Raw genomic sequence first — 14,994 nt, 5'->3', positions numbered from 1 at the left:
AATTGTGATTTTTCTAAAGAAATTTTCTGGAATTTATCAACTTCTCAACCACAGACTGAACCTTTAGAAATATTACAAGTAATTTTTAGCAATACAAATCATACTTGCCAAGATTTAGAAACAATTCTCAAAGAACACTTTCGTAGTAAAAGCCTGTACTTTAATTTACATTTTTAACACTGAAACGATTATAGGAATCGTATTTGATTTTTGAAATTATCTCCGTGGGCGGGGAGTAGGGAGTAGGGAATAGGGAATTAGGCTATTTAATTTGTACCAAGCTTTTTCAGAAATCAAACATTAGTCCTATAGACTCTTTGCCATTAACTCGTCGCTCTTCGGGCTACGGTGTAAACACAAGTCTTTGTTGAGGTCATTCAAGTTTATCGTCCAGATAGATTCTGAGATACTTCACCCTGGTAATGCTTAAGCAAAACCAGTCCCTCTCCTTATCAAAGCTACGGTGTAGACACAAGTGTTTTAGAGTTGCTACGTAACAACGTAGAGTAGGCTAACTTTTACCAGTTTATTGGCATAACAAGTCGATGCAATGGCATAACGGGTCGATGTAATGGCATAACGGGCCGATGCAATGGCATAACGGGTCGATGTAATGGCATAACGAGTCGATGCAATGGCATAACGAGTCGATGTAATGGCATAACAAGTCGATGTAATGGCATAACAAGTCGATGTAATGGCATAACGAGTCGATGTAATGGCATAACGAGTCGATGCAATGGCATAACGGGTCGATGCAATGGCATTGCAGGTTAAAATATAAAGCAACTTTAAAGTTTTAAGAGAATGTCAATTACCGTTCTTGTTCAGTCGGGCGGATCAAGATTTCGTTGACGTTAACGTGTGACGGCTGTGTGACGGCATAGACGATCGCATTAGCAATGTCTTCACTCTCCAGATTTTTGACCGAACCGTAAAAGTTTTTCGCCTGCTCTTTTGCAGTGGAATCTGTAATGTGCTGTGTTAGCTCTGTTGCTACCAACCCTGGCTCGATAATCGTGACGCGGATGTTGTTTTGATAAACCTCTTTGCGAAGTGCTTCCGAAAATGCACCAACCGCCCATTTGCTGGCGTTGTAGACACCGCTTCCGGCGTTTGCAACTCGACCTGCTACCGATGAAATGTTGACGATGTGCCCAGTACCTTGTGCCTTCATCAAGGGTAAAACTTTGTGAGTGGCATACATCAATCCCAATACGTTGAGATTGATCATGCGTCGCCAGTCTTCTGTATTTGCACCGTCAATCAGACCTAACAGCATCAACCCTGCATTGTTGCTCAGAATATCAACTCTGCCAAATTCTTCCTGAGTTTTATTCACCAATGCTTCTACCTGTGCCTCATCTGAAACATCAGCAGTAATGGATAAGACTTTTCCACCAGTGCTAGTAATACGGGTTTCTAGGTCAAGTAGGCGATCGCTTCGACGGGCAGTAATCACTACCGTAGCCCCAACTGATGCCAGCGCTAGTGCTGTTGCCTCGCCAATACCAGACGATGCCCCTGTTATAATTGCCACTTTGTCAGTTAACTTACCAGCCATTGTTAGCTTCTCCGTTGTTTGTTTTTTCGTTTTTTACGTAAAAATCAATTGACCAAAAATTATGCAGTTGTTTCTGTTGACCTATCCAAGTTTTATCAACTGGTGTTAGCAGCGCCCGATTAGGTGGAATGGATGGCGTGAAGATGACTTTCACGAGAAAGAAAATGCTGCTTGGTTTGACAGATCACGCCTCAAGAGTTAGCGAGACAATTGGTGTTGCAAAAATGTGAATAGTTTTGTAATGAAGAAGATTATTGTAGGTCTTGTTGATAAATCGATGCCCCAGATGTCATAGTAATAGACATCACATCTGTAAGTAATACTGCTTGATACTGCTCCCGTTTGGTTGTGGTCAGGCAGATTTCATGCTACCTTATCGAACTCAATATAGAGGTGCTTCAGTGTCCGCATGAGTACGTTGGGTAAGTATTGGTATCCTTCTTGTGCCAAGCGAATGTCCTTCAGCCGTAGTAGCAAACGCTGATATGCGATCTGCATTTCCTTACGAGCAAGCATAGCGCCCAAACAAAAATGAATGCCATGACCAAAAGCTAGGTGGTTGCTGGCATTATGGCGACGCACATCGAAACGTTCACCCTCAATAAATTTTATAGAGTCGCGGTTAGCAGCATCAAAGCGGATCATAACTAAAGACCCAGCTTTGAGATCAACGCCCGCGAGTTTTGTATCTTGCGTCACAACTCGCCACATTCCTGCTGTGGGACTTTCCATTCGTAAAACTTCTTCAACAAAGTTCTCTAACAGAGAAATATCTGTTTGTAGCAACTTCATCTGCTCTTTATTGTTTGTCAGCAACAACATCCCACCTGCAAGCGCATTAGTGACAGTCTCATTGCCTGCCACTAATATTTGCTGAATTATACTCAATAGTTCAGCAGTATCGAGCGATCGCTCTCCATCCACTTTTGCCTCTACTAAGTCAGTGATCAAATCATCTTGAGGCTGTTTTTGGCGTGACTCTATGACATCACGAAAATAATGCTGGAAAGCCACAACATCTTTAGCACACTCGATCTGCTGCTCTTTAGAAAGTGTGTTACCTAAACGCGCAATAAAAGCATCAGACCATTGCTTCAACTTCGGCAGATGTGTTTGCGGCACACCTAACTGTTGAGAAATAACTTTGAGCGGTAAAGGTACGGCAAACTCACTGACGAATTCACACTTGCTGTGAGCAATGAAACTGTCAATGAGTTCATCAACAATCTGCTCAATCAAGTCACGCATTTTATTAACACGCGCCGAGGTGAATGCCTTATTTACCAACGAGCGAAATCGCTCGTGTTCTGGTGGATCTGCCGTGAGTAAGGTGTTCATCTGAGGCCAGCCTTGATCCAAAATTTTCTGCAACTCATCATCCTGTTCTTCTTTGCCAGCTAGTAAAGTAGAGAAATTGCTAGAGAATACTCTGGTATCCTTAAGAATTTCGAGCACTAAGTCATAGCGAGTAACAAGAAACAGTTTTGCTTCCCTTCTGGGACTTGGTAGCTCCATAATTGGTGCTTGCTCTTGTGCTAGCTTGTAGAATTCATAAGGGCACACAAGCACTTCTGGGTCAAAGAAGTTGTAGTCTGACAAATGCTTCATGGTTCTAATGCTCGTCAGCGATGGTTTGCTTTGAGTCAAAATGAATCAACATCATCTTAGCAAGTTACTCACCGTTGGCTCATTTTTGAGGAATTATATGATGTTTGCCTGATTAGTTATGATTGCCGGATCTGTGCAAAAACTGATTCTTCGAGGGAACTGGAATAATTATACTGATGCGATCGCCTACGGTAGGCGCTTGCTTGTGCCACAATACTTGTCGGTTAAGGGGAAAAGGGGAAAGAAAAAACCTTGAACCTTTACCCTTTAACCTTTTCCCAAAACCCAATTCCGAGTTAAAAATGCACAAAGCGTGCAGTATTGGCTTGTGCCATCGTTAATCTTCTGAACCTGCTAGCACTCAATCGGTAAGTAATTGCATGATTTCAAATGCAACCCAACAGTGTGTTCGCCATCCCAAAGTCTCACGGTGCAGCTAAACTCATTTACTGCGCTGACAATTGCCAACGCCCACCCTACACATGGTATAAATCCGTGGTCTGTGATTGCCTGGTTGCAGTGTAGGTGAAATCAGTTATCATGTATCCGCATTTATCAACAGTATATGCTAGCCATCAATAGGTGTACTTATCCACTGAGATGATTTCGTTGTTTAATCGAGAACGGTGAGTAATTAATTAACGCCGACGCTTGACAAAGATCAATAGGGCGATCGCACTCACACCTAAAAGCCATCCCCCTGATGCTTCAGGGACGCTAACTTTCAAGGGATTAATGGGTTTAGAGAGATTTTCCTTACCATTCTCAACTTTACGGTCAAAGCGATCGCTTTGGGCTTCTGCTTCTTTGAGTAACTGTCTTTGTTCATCGTTGACTAATACCAACATCGAAGAATAAGGGCTGACAATCTTGTACTTTTTAGCTACGGCATGAATTGCATCTAAAGTTTTGAGATTGTCTAACTTAATTTTTTTACTCAACCCTAAAATTAATTGTCTGGCTGCTAAGGGCAATAAATCATCCTGTTGGTTGCTAGTTACAATTGCTGTGTTTAATGTTTGCAGATACCAAGCATAACCATTAACAACACTCACAACATCGCTTAAAACTGATTTGGTAGCAATTCGTTGCAGCACTTCAGAAATATCAACACCAACTCCACCACCACTATCTTGTAATGATTTAATGATGCCATCGTTATAAACCCCAGGTAATCCACCTAGATGTACCATCCACAGAGGTGCGGGCGTATCGGGAACGGTTTTATCGTTCTTCGACAATTCATAACTACCTTCATCACTCAACAGCAAAACGACATCATAAGCTGTATCTTCACGCAAATTATTAAACTGTGTCAGCATTTCTTGGGGTTGAATTGTGCCGTAAAAGGCGACTTTTTCCGGTTGAAATTTCTGGAGATCATCTAACCGTTTGGGTGCAGCCCCTGGAGAAACACTAAGATATAAATCTGCATCGTTGTTTGTCAAATCATTATCTGCAAAACCGTGTTTTTTCAACCATGATAATGTTTGCGCCAATTCTTTAATATGTTTCCCCATGCTGCGAGAAGTATCGAGAACTACCGCAATTTGTTGGTGTTTGGGTAAGGTATAATCTTGACGAGATAGGGGTTTAGCTAATATTTTGTAGCCTTCTTCTAAATTTACTTCATGTAATACAGGCTGAATTTTTCCACTCGCGGGGATGAATTTTTCTAACCAAGCATCGTCTTTCAAACCGATTTCTTTGCCGTTGCGGATACGCTTGGTTTGATTAGTCCAGAATATATTACGTCTTTCCCCTAAATCGGGCATTTCCCAACCTAAGTTTTGTCCCAGCACTTTGTAAGTTAACCATAGGTGCATTTCTGTGGGGAGTGGTGATTGCCCTACTATTTGTTGTACATTCTTAGGAGGAATAGGAAAAGCCCGTAAGCGATAATGTCTCGGCCCTACTTGTTCCAATAAAGCGGGATCTATAGGCCGTGAACGTCTAACTTGAGAATTATAAACCTTCTGGGCAGCACCACGAGGAGAGACAACAAAAGGGAAACGTTGGTCTAATTTATTAGTATCTCCCAAGTATAAGCCAGTAATTACAGCACTTTCTGGCAAAGAAAAGGAATAAAAAACTTCCTGAACTTCTTGTGTTTGGTTTTTATAAACTTCGTACAATTCGACATCAGCCCAATCACCATGTTCTTTAACTGTGACTTGTTGCGATACCAATAAAACTTTTTTTTCGTTGATATTTAATAAACCTGCTTTAACTTCTTGTTCATTAAAAGTAGATTGTACTGCGTGACTAACTGCTGCTTTTTCTGCTTTTTGTAGAGGTGTATCAAAAAAATCGGCATAAAGTTTCTCTGCCTTAGCAGGATCTTTGTCAGAGCCATTATATAAAAATGGTGACATTAGAAAGTTATAAGTTGCTTGCAATCCATTAGCAGCCGACTTATCTAAGCCTAATACATACTCATACATAGCACTGATGTGGTTATTTTCTTGCTTGCTGCTAAGATAGCGGTAAGAAGATAAATAAGCGTTAACTAATCCTGTGCGGATTTGTTCTGATTTGGCTACGAGTGTTTGGCGATCGCCATCATTTTTGGGTGCATTAGCTAAGAGTGAAAAAGCTAATACTTGGGGTTGTTGTTGTAAAGATACAAAAGTAACTACAAATGCCACAACAACTGCACCAGCACCAGCAAATGTTTTATTTTTACCATGTTCTGAAGCAAAAGCTCTTAAAATTTTTGCTCCCGAATGTACATACATTGCTGTTAACACCGATGGCATTGCAATAAACAATGTGGCGCTAAAACCAAGAATAGCTAGCCAAGTGAGAATCAGGAATAAACCACCCACGAAAGCTGAGTGATATAGTACATCCCATAATGGTTGTACCCATGCAAATTTGATGAATGCTTGCAACAGAAATATTGCTAAAGGCAAGGCATAAAATAACAATACTGCACCTGCATAAATGCCAAATATCAGCATTAATGTATGGGCTAACATTTGTACCCATTGCAAACTACTTTTGCGCCGGGAAGCATAACCCCAAAATAATTCTCCAGTAAAAGCGGCTATACATACGCCCGTTGTTATCAGAATTTGGCTACTAGCTGATGTCAGTTCTCGAATCACAAATAACCGCAATAAACACAACACAAATAGTGGTGCTTCTACACCATAAAACAGGCGAATTAGTTGTAAAGGTTGTTTAATAAACCTCCAACCACCAATAATACTGCAAATTGTGGGAATGGCAATTAAAGTAACTAGAGTCAAGGAAAACTCAGTTGGAATATCACCTATTAAGGTTGCCTGAAATAATGGCACACCTACGTATGGCAATATCCCCACGTAAACTAACATTAAAAATGTCAGATTCCAAAGCCAAAAAATTGCGTAAAAACTTATATTCCAAAACCATTTCACAGCTTTACTCCTCCTAAAGTCGATGTTCCTGCATTCATACTCCAGCCTTAATAGTTCATAGTTCCTTACTTTAAGTTTTCCCTCAACCTTGGCTTTTCTAACAATTTGCTTAGATAATGAAATCTTGGCACTTTAACATCAAATATTCTATTTATCACTCCAATAGCCCACATCAGCAGGGTTTTGGCAATATTAAGATTCTATGCCTCGATTTTAGAGCGCTCGCTGCTCTATCCTAGATTTCCTTACCCAGCGTATCTAATGTCTACGAAGGGCTACGTCTACGCCCCAATCTTTGTCAATAAACTCACTGTCTTTTAGAAAATGTTTTTGGTACGCACAATGCCAAAGTTATTGTTCTTGCTGCCATAAATAAAGACATTGATAGCCATAGTAAATGACTATTATGAAAGTACCAAGCTGTAATTGCTGATGGAATAAAACCGATTACAGTGGCTGTAAGCATAGCTTGCCGAAGTATATGACCTTGAGTCAACCCTAGAAAATAACCGTCTAACGCATAAGCGACTGAGCCAAAACCCAAAACTGGTAACAACCAGGGAATATAAGAACGTAAATGATTGATAATTTCAGTATGATTAGTCAGCAATCTTAACAATGATTCTGGGGCCAAAATAAATGCAGTAGCAAACATTAATCCTATAACTAAGCTACTGACTACAGAAGTTTGCAACAGTTTTTTTAAAGAAGTAATATTTCCACTACCTTGAAAAATTCCAGCCAAGCTCTCAGTAGCAAATGCCAAGCCATCTATGAAATATGCTGCCAAGCTTACCACTTGCATCAGCAGGGTATTTGCCGCCAAAATTTCAGTTCCTAACATAGAACTGAGGTTGCTAAACATCGCCATTGTCGAAATTAAAGCGAAAGTCCGAATAATAATTTCTCCATTCAGCATTAAAGCTGATTTTAAAGCAGATAGGTTAAATAGTTCCCGAATTAAAGCTTGTATTTGTTTAAATGAAATTGTTTGACAATATAGCAAAATCCCTACTATTAGCATCAGATATTGACTAGTGGCTGTGGCTAACCCAGCTCCTTTACTTGCCCATCCCCACTGAACAATAAATAGATAATCAAGTAGCACATTTGCAAAATTACTAATAGCTGAAAGCAACAACACTTTACTACTTTGTGCTTGTCCAAGAAACCAACCAATCAAGACAAAGTTAATCAGTGTTGCTGGGGCACCCCATACTAAGGCATTATAGAAATCAACACCAGAACTTTTAACTTCTGGTGTAGCACTTAGAATCGCAAACCCTAATATTTGTAAAGGTTGTTGAAATATCAGGATGGCGAGTCCTAATATCAGTGCTAAAATTCCATGCTGTAAACCAATCAGTACTGCCGATTGGTTATCTTTACGCCCGATCGCCTGTGCAACCATTCCAGTTGTACCCATGCGTAAGAAACCGAATGTCCAATAAATATAATTGAATAAAATTGTTGCTAGTGCTACACCTGCTAAATGGCGAATTTCCGTTAAATGCCCTAAAAACATTACATCTATTAGTCCTGCCAACGGAACCATTAGATTTGAAAGAACATTTACAGATGCAAGTTTTAGAAAATGGCGGATGAATACTGAACGTTGAGCAAAGCTAGACAAAATTACTAAATTCCTTGACCTTTGCTATAAATTCTAATTTAGAAATAACAACAATAATTATCAATTTCTTAACCAACCTCTGATGATTCTTTTTTGCTCTTTAAAGCAAGAGGAGTTCTACATTGTAGCTATATTGGCATAAAAATCTTCATCAGCACGTATAAAAGCAGGCCGCTGCATCAAGCCATTGATATATTCATTGAGGGGATCATCATCTAAGAGCATTCCTAACTTTTTAGCCCAGAGCAAAACTCCCCCGGTGATAATATCAGCAGTCGTTAACCTATTAGCTACTAAATAATTTCTGCCAACCAATACTTCTCTTAGAGGTTCAGCAACTCTGTCAAACCATTGTCGAGATTCTTGTTTTGAAGTTTCCAACCTCACAAAGCTCGGCAGCAGTTTTTCTGGTAGATTTGGCAAAACATTAAACATATAATGTTCAACAGGTGGTTCTAGGGTAACTGCCGCATAAAAGAGCCACTGATGATAATAAGCACGCTCAGGGCTATCTGGCAGTGGAGCAAATCCCAAACTGATATATTTGTCTGCAAGATAAGCACAAATTGCAGCAGACTCAAAAATTGTCACTGATCCATCTACCAAAACTGGTACTTTCCTGTGTGGATGTAATTCTTTATATTCTGGTTGTTTGGTCATGCTCATATTGACTCGAACTAAATCATAAGCAATTCCCATTTCTTCTAAAAGCCACCTTGGCCGTACCGCTCTTGTTGTGGGGATGTAATATAACTTCATTGCTTCTCTTATTTTTTCTTAGTACGATTTTTCCGAGGAGATTGGGACTGCATTTTTTACTCGGTATCTAGCAGCCCATTGTCCCACAATGCGATCGCAAGGACAAACCTATCAAGGTAGGGTGAACGCAATGTCTGCGGCAAGTTCTGTTTTTACAGAATTACACTAAAGATTCTAAAACTGTTAATGCACAATCTTATTTAGGGAAACCTATTGATATATATATATTGATGGGAACTGAGCGATGAAAGCTGTCTCTGTTTGCTGGAATTTGGTTAATGTAATTTTGACAGGTGGGATGCTCTTTTGGTGCGGCTTTGCCAACGCTCAAGTCACCGCAGATGGCACTGTCAACACCACTGTCTCCCAAACTGGGAATAATTTCACTATTACTAATGGTAGTGCTGCAAACAGTAACCTTTTTCACAGTTTTCAGCAGTTTAGTGTTCCCACGGGTACTTCAGCCATCTTTGATTTAATCAACACACCTAATATATCCTCAATATTCAGTCGGGTTACAGGAGGTAGTATTTCTCACATTGATGGCGTGATTCAAACCATTAACAACAACAACCCGGTTAGCTTATTTTTGCTCAATCCTAGTGGTATTGTCTTTGGCCCCAATGCTCAACTGAATATTGGTGGCTCCTTTATTGGTACAACTGCAAATAGCATTAAATTTGCTGATGGGGTGGAGTTTAATGCTACCAACACTACAGTAGCACCCCTGTTGACAATCAATGTACCAGTTGGCTTGCAATTTGGCCAAAACTCAGGCGGGATCGCAGTACAAAACTCGATTAATAGCATCCCCCAAACTCCACTCGGTTTGCAGCTAAGTTCAGGTAATACCCTTGCTTTGCTAGGAAATGGAATTGATTTAGCAGGTGGCGTTCTCAGAACCGTAAATGGCTCGATCCAACTTGGTAGTGTCCAGTCAGGACAAGTTCGCTTAAATCCTACAAGCCAAGGGTGGACATTTGATTATTCTAATACTGAGGGACTAAGCGATATCCAGTTGACTCAACAAGCACAAGTATCTGGCTTTGGGTTTGGCAATAGTATTATTCAAATGCAGGGTAGAGATATCAGCTTTTTAGAAGGTTCGGCTGTTACCAGTCAAAATCAAGGTGTCTTTTCATCGAATCGGATTACGATTAATAGCACTGGATCGTTCACCCTCGCAGGAACGAACCCAACAGGAACTACAAGCAGCCAATTAGCAAGCTACACAACCGGGAAGGGGCAGGCTGGAGACATTACCATCTCAACTGGACAACTATTGCTGCGGGATGGAGCGCAAATCAAATCTCAAAACTTGAGTTCGGGGCAGGGTGGGAATATCATGGTAAAGGCTGCCGAGTCTATCTCAGCCAATGGATTTAATCCTGTTAATCCTTCAGTAATGACATCGATTTTGACAAGCTCGTTTGGTTCTGGAAAGGGAGGAAACGTTACCTTGTCAACTCAAAAACTTACAGTTGCTAACGGCGCTACTATTGGGTCAACGACTCTTACAATTGGTAATGGTGGCGATGTCGAAATTGATGCCTCAGATTCGATAAATGTTTCTGGAATTAATAACATCACATTTCTCCCTACTGTTGTGAGTTCATCAACAGTAGGAAGTGGAAATGCTGGAAATCTAACTATCACAACTGCACGATTAACAGTGCAGGCTGGAAGCCTAGTTACCTCTTCAACTGGCGCAATCGGAAATGCTGGCAATGTAAAGATTTTGGCTTCAGACTTTATCGAGGTGAGCGGTGCATCACCAAATACTATGTTAAGTAGTAGAATTGGCTCTAATGCACTACGCCTTAATCCTGTCACCCGTGCGACTTATGGGCTACCGGAATTTCCCAGTGGTAATGCGGGAGGGGTAATCCTGATAACGCCTCAATTGCGCGTTATGGATCGAGGTGACATCGGGGTGAGAAATGAGGGTACAGGCAATGCAGGTAATTTCGAGGTTTATGCTGACTCGATTCTCCTGACTAATCGCGGGACAATTTCTGCAACTACACAATCTGGAAACGGAGGAAACTTGGTTCTCAATGCTCAACAACTGTTATTAATGCGGGGTAACAGCAAAATTTCTGTTGAAGCCAAGGAAGCAGGAGATGGTGGTAATATCACGCTCAACGCTCCGAACATTGTAGGTTTAGAAAATAGTGACATTATTGCTAATGCCGTCAAAGGTCGGGGGGGCAATATCCAAATCACTACACAAGGGCTTTTCGGACTAAAGTTTCGTCCCCAACTGACGCCAGAAAATGACATCACTGCCAGTTCCCAATTTGGGGTTAGCGGCACGGTTCAAGTCAATACCATCGGCGTTGATCCAAATTCGGGTTTAGTTGAATTACCAGCAAATGTCACCGATCCATCTCAGCAAATTGCCACAGGCTGCGCGGACAATGAAAGCAACCGCTTTATCGCAACGGGTCGGGGTGGTGTGCCGCAAAATCCAAATCAACAAATAGTGAGCGATCGCACTTGGTCTGACACCCGCGATATCTCAGCATACCGCAATCGTGAGGTGACAGTCAAAATTCCTCCCTCTCCAGAGAGACTTGTCCAAGCTACTTCCTGGCATCGCAACGCTAATGGCAAAGTTGAATTAATTGCAACGCAATCTCCCGCAAATACACAACCCCAGTTAACTTGTGCTGCACTTGTGAAGAATTAGTGGCTCTAGGAACTCTGCAACCCCAAATTATCAGGACGTTTGTCTCTACTAAAGTTACTCTAATTCCGGGCGGTATCAAGAGAAATTTATGCCGCCATCTTCGGCATCACAATATTTTTTATTATAAGTTCACCTATTGACGAATTGGTGTTTATTCCTGATGAAAGAGAACTTAAGCATCAACATCTTCTAAAGTGGTATTAAATAATTAATTTACGATGCGATCGCCATCATTTAATCGCATCCTGTTTGAAATACGGCTATTAGCATAAAAAGCGGACGAATTGTGAATATCTCGTCGAGCGAGGGATCATACTATGAAACCGGATTATCTTATTGTCGGTAGCGGTTTATCAGCATTAGTCTTTGGTGCTTTAATGTCAAATGGCAAGACCGTGCAAATCCTTGAAGCCCATGAGCATCCAGGTGGTTTTGGTCACACCTTTACGATGGCTAAAAAATATACATTTAATGCCCAATTCCATTATGTTTGGGATTGCGGTGAAGGACAAACGGTCAATCGGGTACTCAAGAAACTGGGCTTGGATCGGGAAGTGACTTTTGAGCGGTACGACCCAGATGGCTTTGACCACATGCGAATGCCGGGATATGCATTAGATATTCCTTCGGAAGCGGAAGAACTAATCCAGCGATTATCAAGGTTGTTTCCTGCATATAGCGATCGCATTCGCCAATTTGTTAACGATGTCGAAAAAACGAGCGCAGGTTTGAAAATACTCGCTCCTCCAGTTAAACCAATTGAACTGCTCCAACATCCGGGTGAAGTGGTTTGTACCGTGCAATATCTCAACAGCACACTTCAGGATGTATTCAACAAGTTTCAGCTACCCCAAGCCGCCCAAACCCTATTGGCTCTGCAATGGCCTGATTTTTTGCTGCCTCCGAATCAACTCTCGTTTTATGCCTGGGTAGCTTTGTTCAAAGGTTATCAAGCCGGTGCATTTTACCCAACCCAGCATTTTGAGCATGTAATCAATTCCTTAGTCAAAGTGATTGAATCAAATGGAGGGCAGGTATTGCTCAACCATGAAGTCACGAATTTTAGACTCACAGACCGCACAGTTACGGGAGTTGAGGCGATGGATTTAACTACCCATCAAACTCATGAATTTAGAGGCGACATGGTGATTTGCAACATTGACCCTAAAAAAGCCGCCAAAATGATTGGTGAGTCAAACTTCTCTAAAACTGTGCGCCGAAAACTCAACTATGAGTATTCTGCATCTAACTACATGGCTTATTGCGTCGTCAAAGACCTGGACTTGCGAAATTATGGATTTGGCGAGTGGAATCTTTTCCACACAGGTCATCAGGATTTGAATGAAGCCTTTGCTCAGATGTATGAACATAATGATTTTTCCAATCCCAGTTTTGCCATAACAACGCCCACTTTATTGACACAAGCAAGTCGGGATTGTCCAGAAGATTCCCAGATTGTCGAATTTCTTACCGTTGCTAATTACAACTACTTTAAACAATTGCGGCAGAGCAATCGCAAAGCTTACAACCAGAAAAAGCAAGAAATCTTTGACTCTATTTTGGATGTCGTAGAAAAAGAATATGTGCCGAACTTTAGAAAGCATCTAGTCTTTCATATCACGGGCAGCCCTACCACCAATGAACGTTTTTGCTGGTGTCCCAATGGAAATTCCTACGGTTCTAGTCTCACACCCCGCAACATGGGTCTGGGACGCTTAAATCACGAAACCTCACTCAACCATTTCTATTTCTGCAATGCTTCATCAGGCTATCCCGGTTTTGCTCCCACATTCTGGACTGGAGCATTGCTGTATCAACGATTATCTGGTGATGTGCTTTTAGGCAATAGCTAAATAGACAGTTAGGAAGAGGAAAGGAGGCAGAGGGAAAAAGGCTTTTCTGATTTTTGCACAGATGCGGTAATCACAAGTGATTAACCGGACTTGATATCACACATATCATTCATATTCAACAACTGAGAGGTCAGTTATGAGAATTGCAGTTATCGGTGGCGGAGGCAGTGGTATGGCTACAGCTTACCTACTTGATAAACAAGGGCATCATGTCACCGTGTTTGAACGGCAGTCGATGTTGGGGGGACATATTCGGACACTCAACAAGAATGTTCAGCCTAACCAATCTGATTGCAATGAAATGTTGGAAAGTGGAGTGCTAGAATTTCCTACTGTATTTCACAACTTCATTGCTCTCATGCAAGAGCTAGGAGTGGAATTAGAACCCATCCATGTTGGTTCAGCTTTATTCCCCAAAGATGGCAATCCCTTTTTCTCGAAGGTCACGATTGAGAACAACTATACAGGCATCCACCGCCTTATTGAATCTCTGCGGTTCGATGTTCTCCATGCCCGTTCTGTTGGATTATGGCTAAAAACGCGATTTGCTCAGATGGAAGATTTTTACGATCAGCCACTATCTCAATATGTGAACAACCAAAGTATCAGCAATATCTGGCTAAAATTGCTGACGATGTATAGTTACTCAATGCCGTTTCAACTCATTGATAACTTTCCCGCAGAGATGGCAATTCCGATGTTACGCGACTACCTTGCAGTTAAATGGGTCAGGATTAAAGGCGGTGTATATTCCTATATTGAAAAAATTTTGGAACGATTTAAAGGTGAAGTCTTATTGAATGTGGAGATTGCCAATATTGAAAGAAGCCTAGATGGTGTGAAAATTAAGCGATCGCAGGGTGAGATCCAAGAGTTTGATAAAGTCGTGTTTGCCACGCCACCCGACCAAGTTATGGCGCTGTTAGCTGACCCAACCGATGCTGAAATTAAACGTTTTTCAGGTTGGAGAGCCAATTATGCAACCACTACAATTCATACGGATACTTCCATGTACGATCGTCATCACATCCACCACCCCTCGGAATTTGATTTCTTCCAGACAGATACCCGATGGGGATATAACAGTTATTTGAATCAGCTTTGCGACATCTCATCGCCACAGCATTATTTTTTATCGTTTCAACTAGAAGGATTGATTGCTCGCGATCGCATTATTCACACTCAAGAACATCACACTCCGTTGTACACTACTGAGTCTTTTATATATCGAGATGAAGTAGTTGCCACCAATGGAGAGAACAATACTTATTATGCGGGAGCTTATCTTGGAGATGGCTTGCATGAAGGAGCGATCGAGTCTGCCTTTCGAGTTGCTCAACTCATCGGTTCACCTTTGGCTCTCTCCATTTCTGGTTTCAACGACAAAAATACAAACACGCTCAGGTTAGCAGCATGTACAACAGAGCATGACAAAGTTTTGCAGGTTGATTAGAGGCGTTGCTGATTTCATATATGAAAAT

At 41.3% G+C, this 14,994-nt stretch carries 10 protein-coding genes; 4 read left to right on the top strand and 6 right to left on the bottom strand.

Annotated elements, in window-relative coordinates; all coding sequences use genetic code 11:
- Nucleotides 1-814: 814 nt before the first annotated feature.
- From RMY00_RS00440 to RMY00_RS00430, 3 genes are all read right to left on the bottom strand, one after another.
- Nucleotides 815-1,564: an SDR family NAD(P)-dependent oxidoreductase gene (locus RMY00_RS00440; protein WP_322645679.1), complete on the bottom strand. Its 750-nt coding sequence runs from the start codon at nt 1,562-1,564 to the stop codon at nt 815-817.
- Nucleotides 1,554-1,718, bottom strand: coding sequence for a hypothetical protein (locus tag RMY00_RS00435; RefSeq protein ID WP_322645678.1), 165 nt, complete (start codon nt 1,716-1,718; stop codon nt 1,554-1,556). The genes RMY00_RS00440 and RMY00_RS00435 overlap by 11 nt, the downstream gene beginning before the upstream one ends.
- A gap of 209 nt (nt 1,719-1,927) precedes the next feature.
- Entirely contained in the window at nt 1,928-3,172 is a 1,245-nt protein-coding gene (locus RMY00_RS00430; protein WP_322645677.1) for a cytochrome P450, read from the bottom strand.
- Nucleotides 3,173-3,290: 118 nt separating this feature from the next.
- On the opposite strand from RMY00_RS00430, the gene RMY00_RS00425 reads away from it, so the two are divergent.
- The gene (locus tag RMY00_RS00425; RefSeq protein WP_322645676.1) at nt 3,291-3,428 is read left to right on the top strand and encodes a hypothetical protein; all 138 of its coding nucleotides are present in this window, start codon (nt 3,291-3,293) and stop codon (nt 3,426-3,428) included.
- A gap of 382 nt (nt 3,429-3,810) precedes the next feature.
- Here the strand turns inward: RMY00_RS00425 and RMY00_RS00420 are convergent, their stop codons facing one another.
- The 3 genes from RMY00_RS00420 to RMY00_RS00410 all read right to left on the bottom strand — a co-directional run bounded on the left by RMY00_RS00420 (nt 3,811) and on the right by RMY00_RS00410 (nt 8,968).
- Nucleotides 3,811-6,576 carry a TIGR02921 family PEP-CTERM protein gene (locus tag RMY00_RS00420; protein ID WP_322645675.1) on the bottom strand — a complete coding sequence of 922 codons (2,766 nt, stop codon included), beginning with the start codon at nt 6,574-6,576 and terminating at the stop codon, nt 3,811-3,813.
- Between the two features lie 307 nt (nt 6,577-6,883).
- Nucleotides 6,884-8,209 carry a guanitoxin biosynthesis MATE family efflux transporter GntT gene (gene gntT, locus RMY00_RS00415; protein ID WP_322645674.1) on the bottom strand — a complete coding sequence of 442 codons (1,326 nt, stop codon included), beginning with the start codon at nt 8,207-8,209 and terminating at the stop codon, nt 6,884-6,886.
- A 117-nt stretch (nt 8,210-8,326) separates the two neighbouring features.
- On the bottom strand, nt 8,327-8,968 hold the full coding sequence (locus tag RMY00_RS00410) for a glutathione S-transferase family protein (RefSeq protein WP_322645673.1): 642 nt from the start codon (nt 8,966-8,968) through the stop codon (nt 8,327-8,329).
- Between the two features lie 244 nt (nt 8,969-9,212).
- Here RMY00_RS00410 and RMY00_RS00405 point away from each other — a divergent pair, with 244 nt between their 5' ends.
- The 3 genes from RMY00_RS00405 (at nt 9,213) to RMY00_RS00395 (ending at nt 14,966) form a co-directional block, all read left to right on the top strand.
- Nucleotides 9,213-11,660, top strand: coding sequence for an S-layer family protein (locus tag RMY00_RS00405; RefSeq protein ID WP_322645672.1), 2,448 nt, complete (start codon nt 9,213-9,215; stop codon nt 11,658-11,660).
- Between the two features lie 317 nt (nt 11,661-11,977).
- A complete protein-coding gene (locus RMY00_RS00400) occupies nt 11,978-13,513 on the top strand; it encodes an NAD(P)/FAD-dependent oxidoreductase (protein WP_322645671.1) in 1,536 nt (511 codons plus the stop codon).
- A 136-nt stretch (nt 13,514-13,649) separates the two neighbouring features.
- On the top strand, nt 13,650-14,966 hold the full coding sequence (locus RMY00_RS00395; protein WP_322645670.1) for an FAD-dependent oxidoreductase: 1,317 nt from the start codon (nt 13,650-13,652) through the stop codon (nt 14,964-14,966).
- The last annotated feature ends 28 nt before the right edge of the window (nt 14,967-14,994 follow it).

This window comes from Nostoc sp. ChiVER01, from assembly GCF_034531155.1.
Taxonomy (GTDB): domain Bacteria; phylum Cyanobacteriota; class Cyanobacteriia; order Cyanobacteriales; family Nostocaceae; genus Nostoc.
This window is presented reverse-complemented; position numbering and strand designations above follow the sequence as displayed.

What these genes read in the sequence shown, in the direction of transcription:
- RMY00_RS00440 (WP_322645679.1), bottom strand. Translation starts at nt 1,564, where the DNA reads ATGGCTGGTAAGTTAACTGACAAAGTGGCAATTATAACAGGGGCATCG.
- RMY00_RS00430 (WP_322645677.1), bottom strand. Translation starts at nt 3,172, where the DNA reads ATGAAGCATTTGTCAGACTACAACTTCTTTGACCCAGAAGTGCTTGTG.
- RMY00_RS00425 (WP_322645676.1), top strand. Translation starts at nt 3,291, where the DNA reads ATGATTGCCGGATCTGTGCAAAAACTGATTCTTCGAGGGAACTGGAAT.
- RMY00_RS00410 (WP_322645673.1), bottom strand. Translation starts at nt 8,968, where the DNA reads ATGAAGTTATATTACATCCCCACAACAAGAGCGGTACGGCCAAGGTGG.
- RMY00_RS00405 (WP_322645672.1), top strand. Translation starts at nt 9,213, where the DNA reads ATGAAAGCTGTCTCTGTTTGCTGGAATTTGGTTAATGTAATTTTGACA.
- RMY00_RS00400 (WP_322645671.1), top strand. Translation starts at nt 11,978, where the DNA reads ATGAAACCGGATTATCTTATTGTCGGTAGCGGTTTATCAGCATTAGTC.
- RMY00_RS00395 (WP_322645670.1), top strand. Translation starts at nt 13,650, where the DNA reads ATGAGAATTGCAGTTATCGGTGGCGGAGGCAGTGGTATGGCTACAGCT.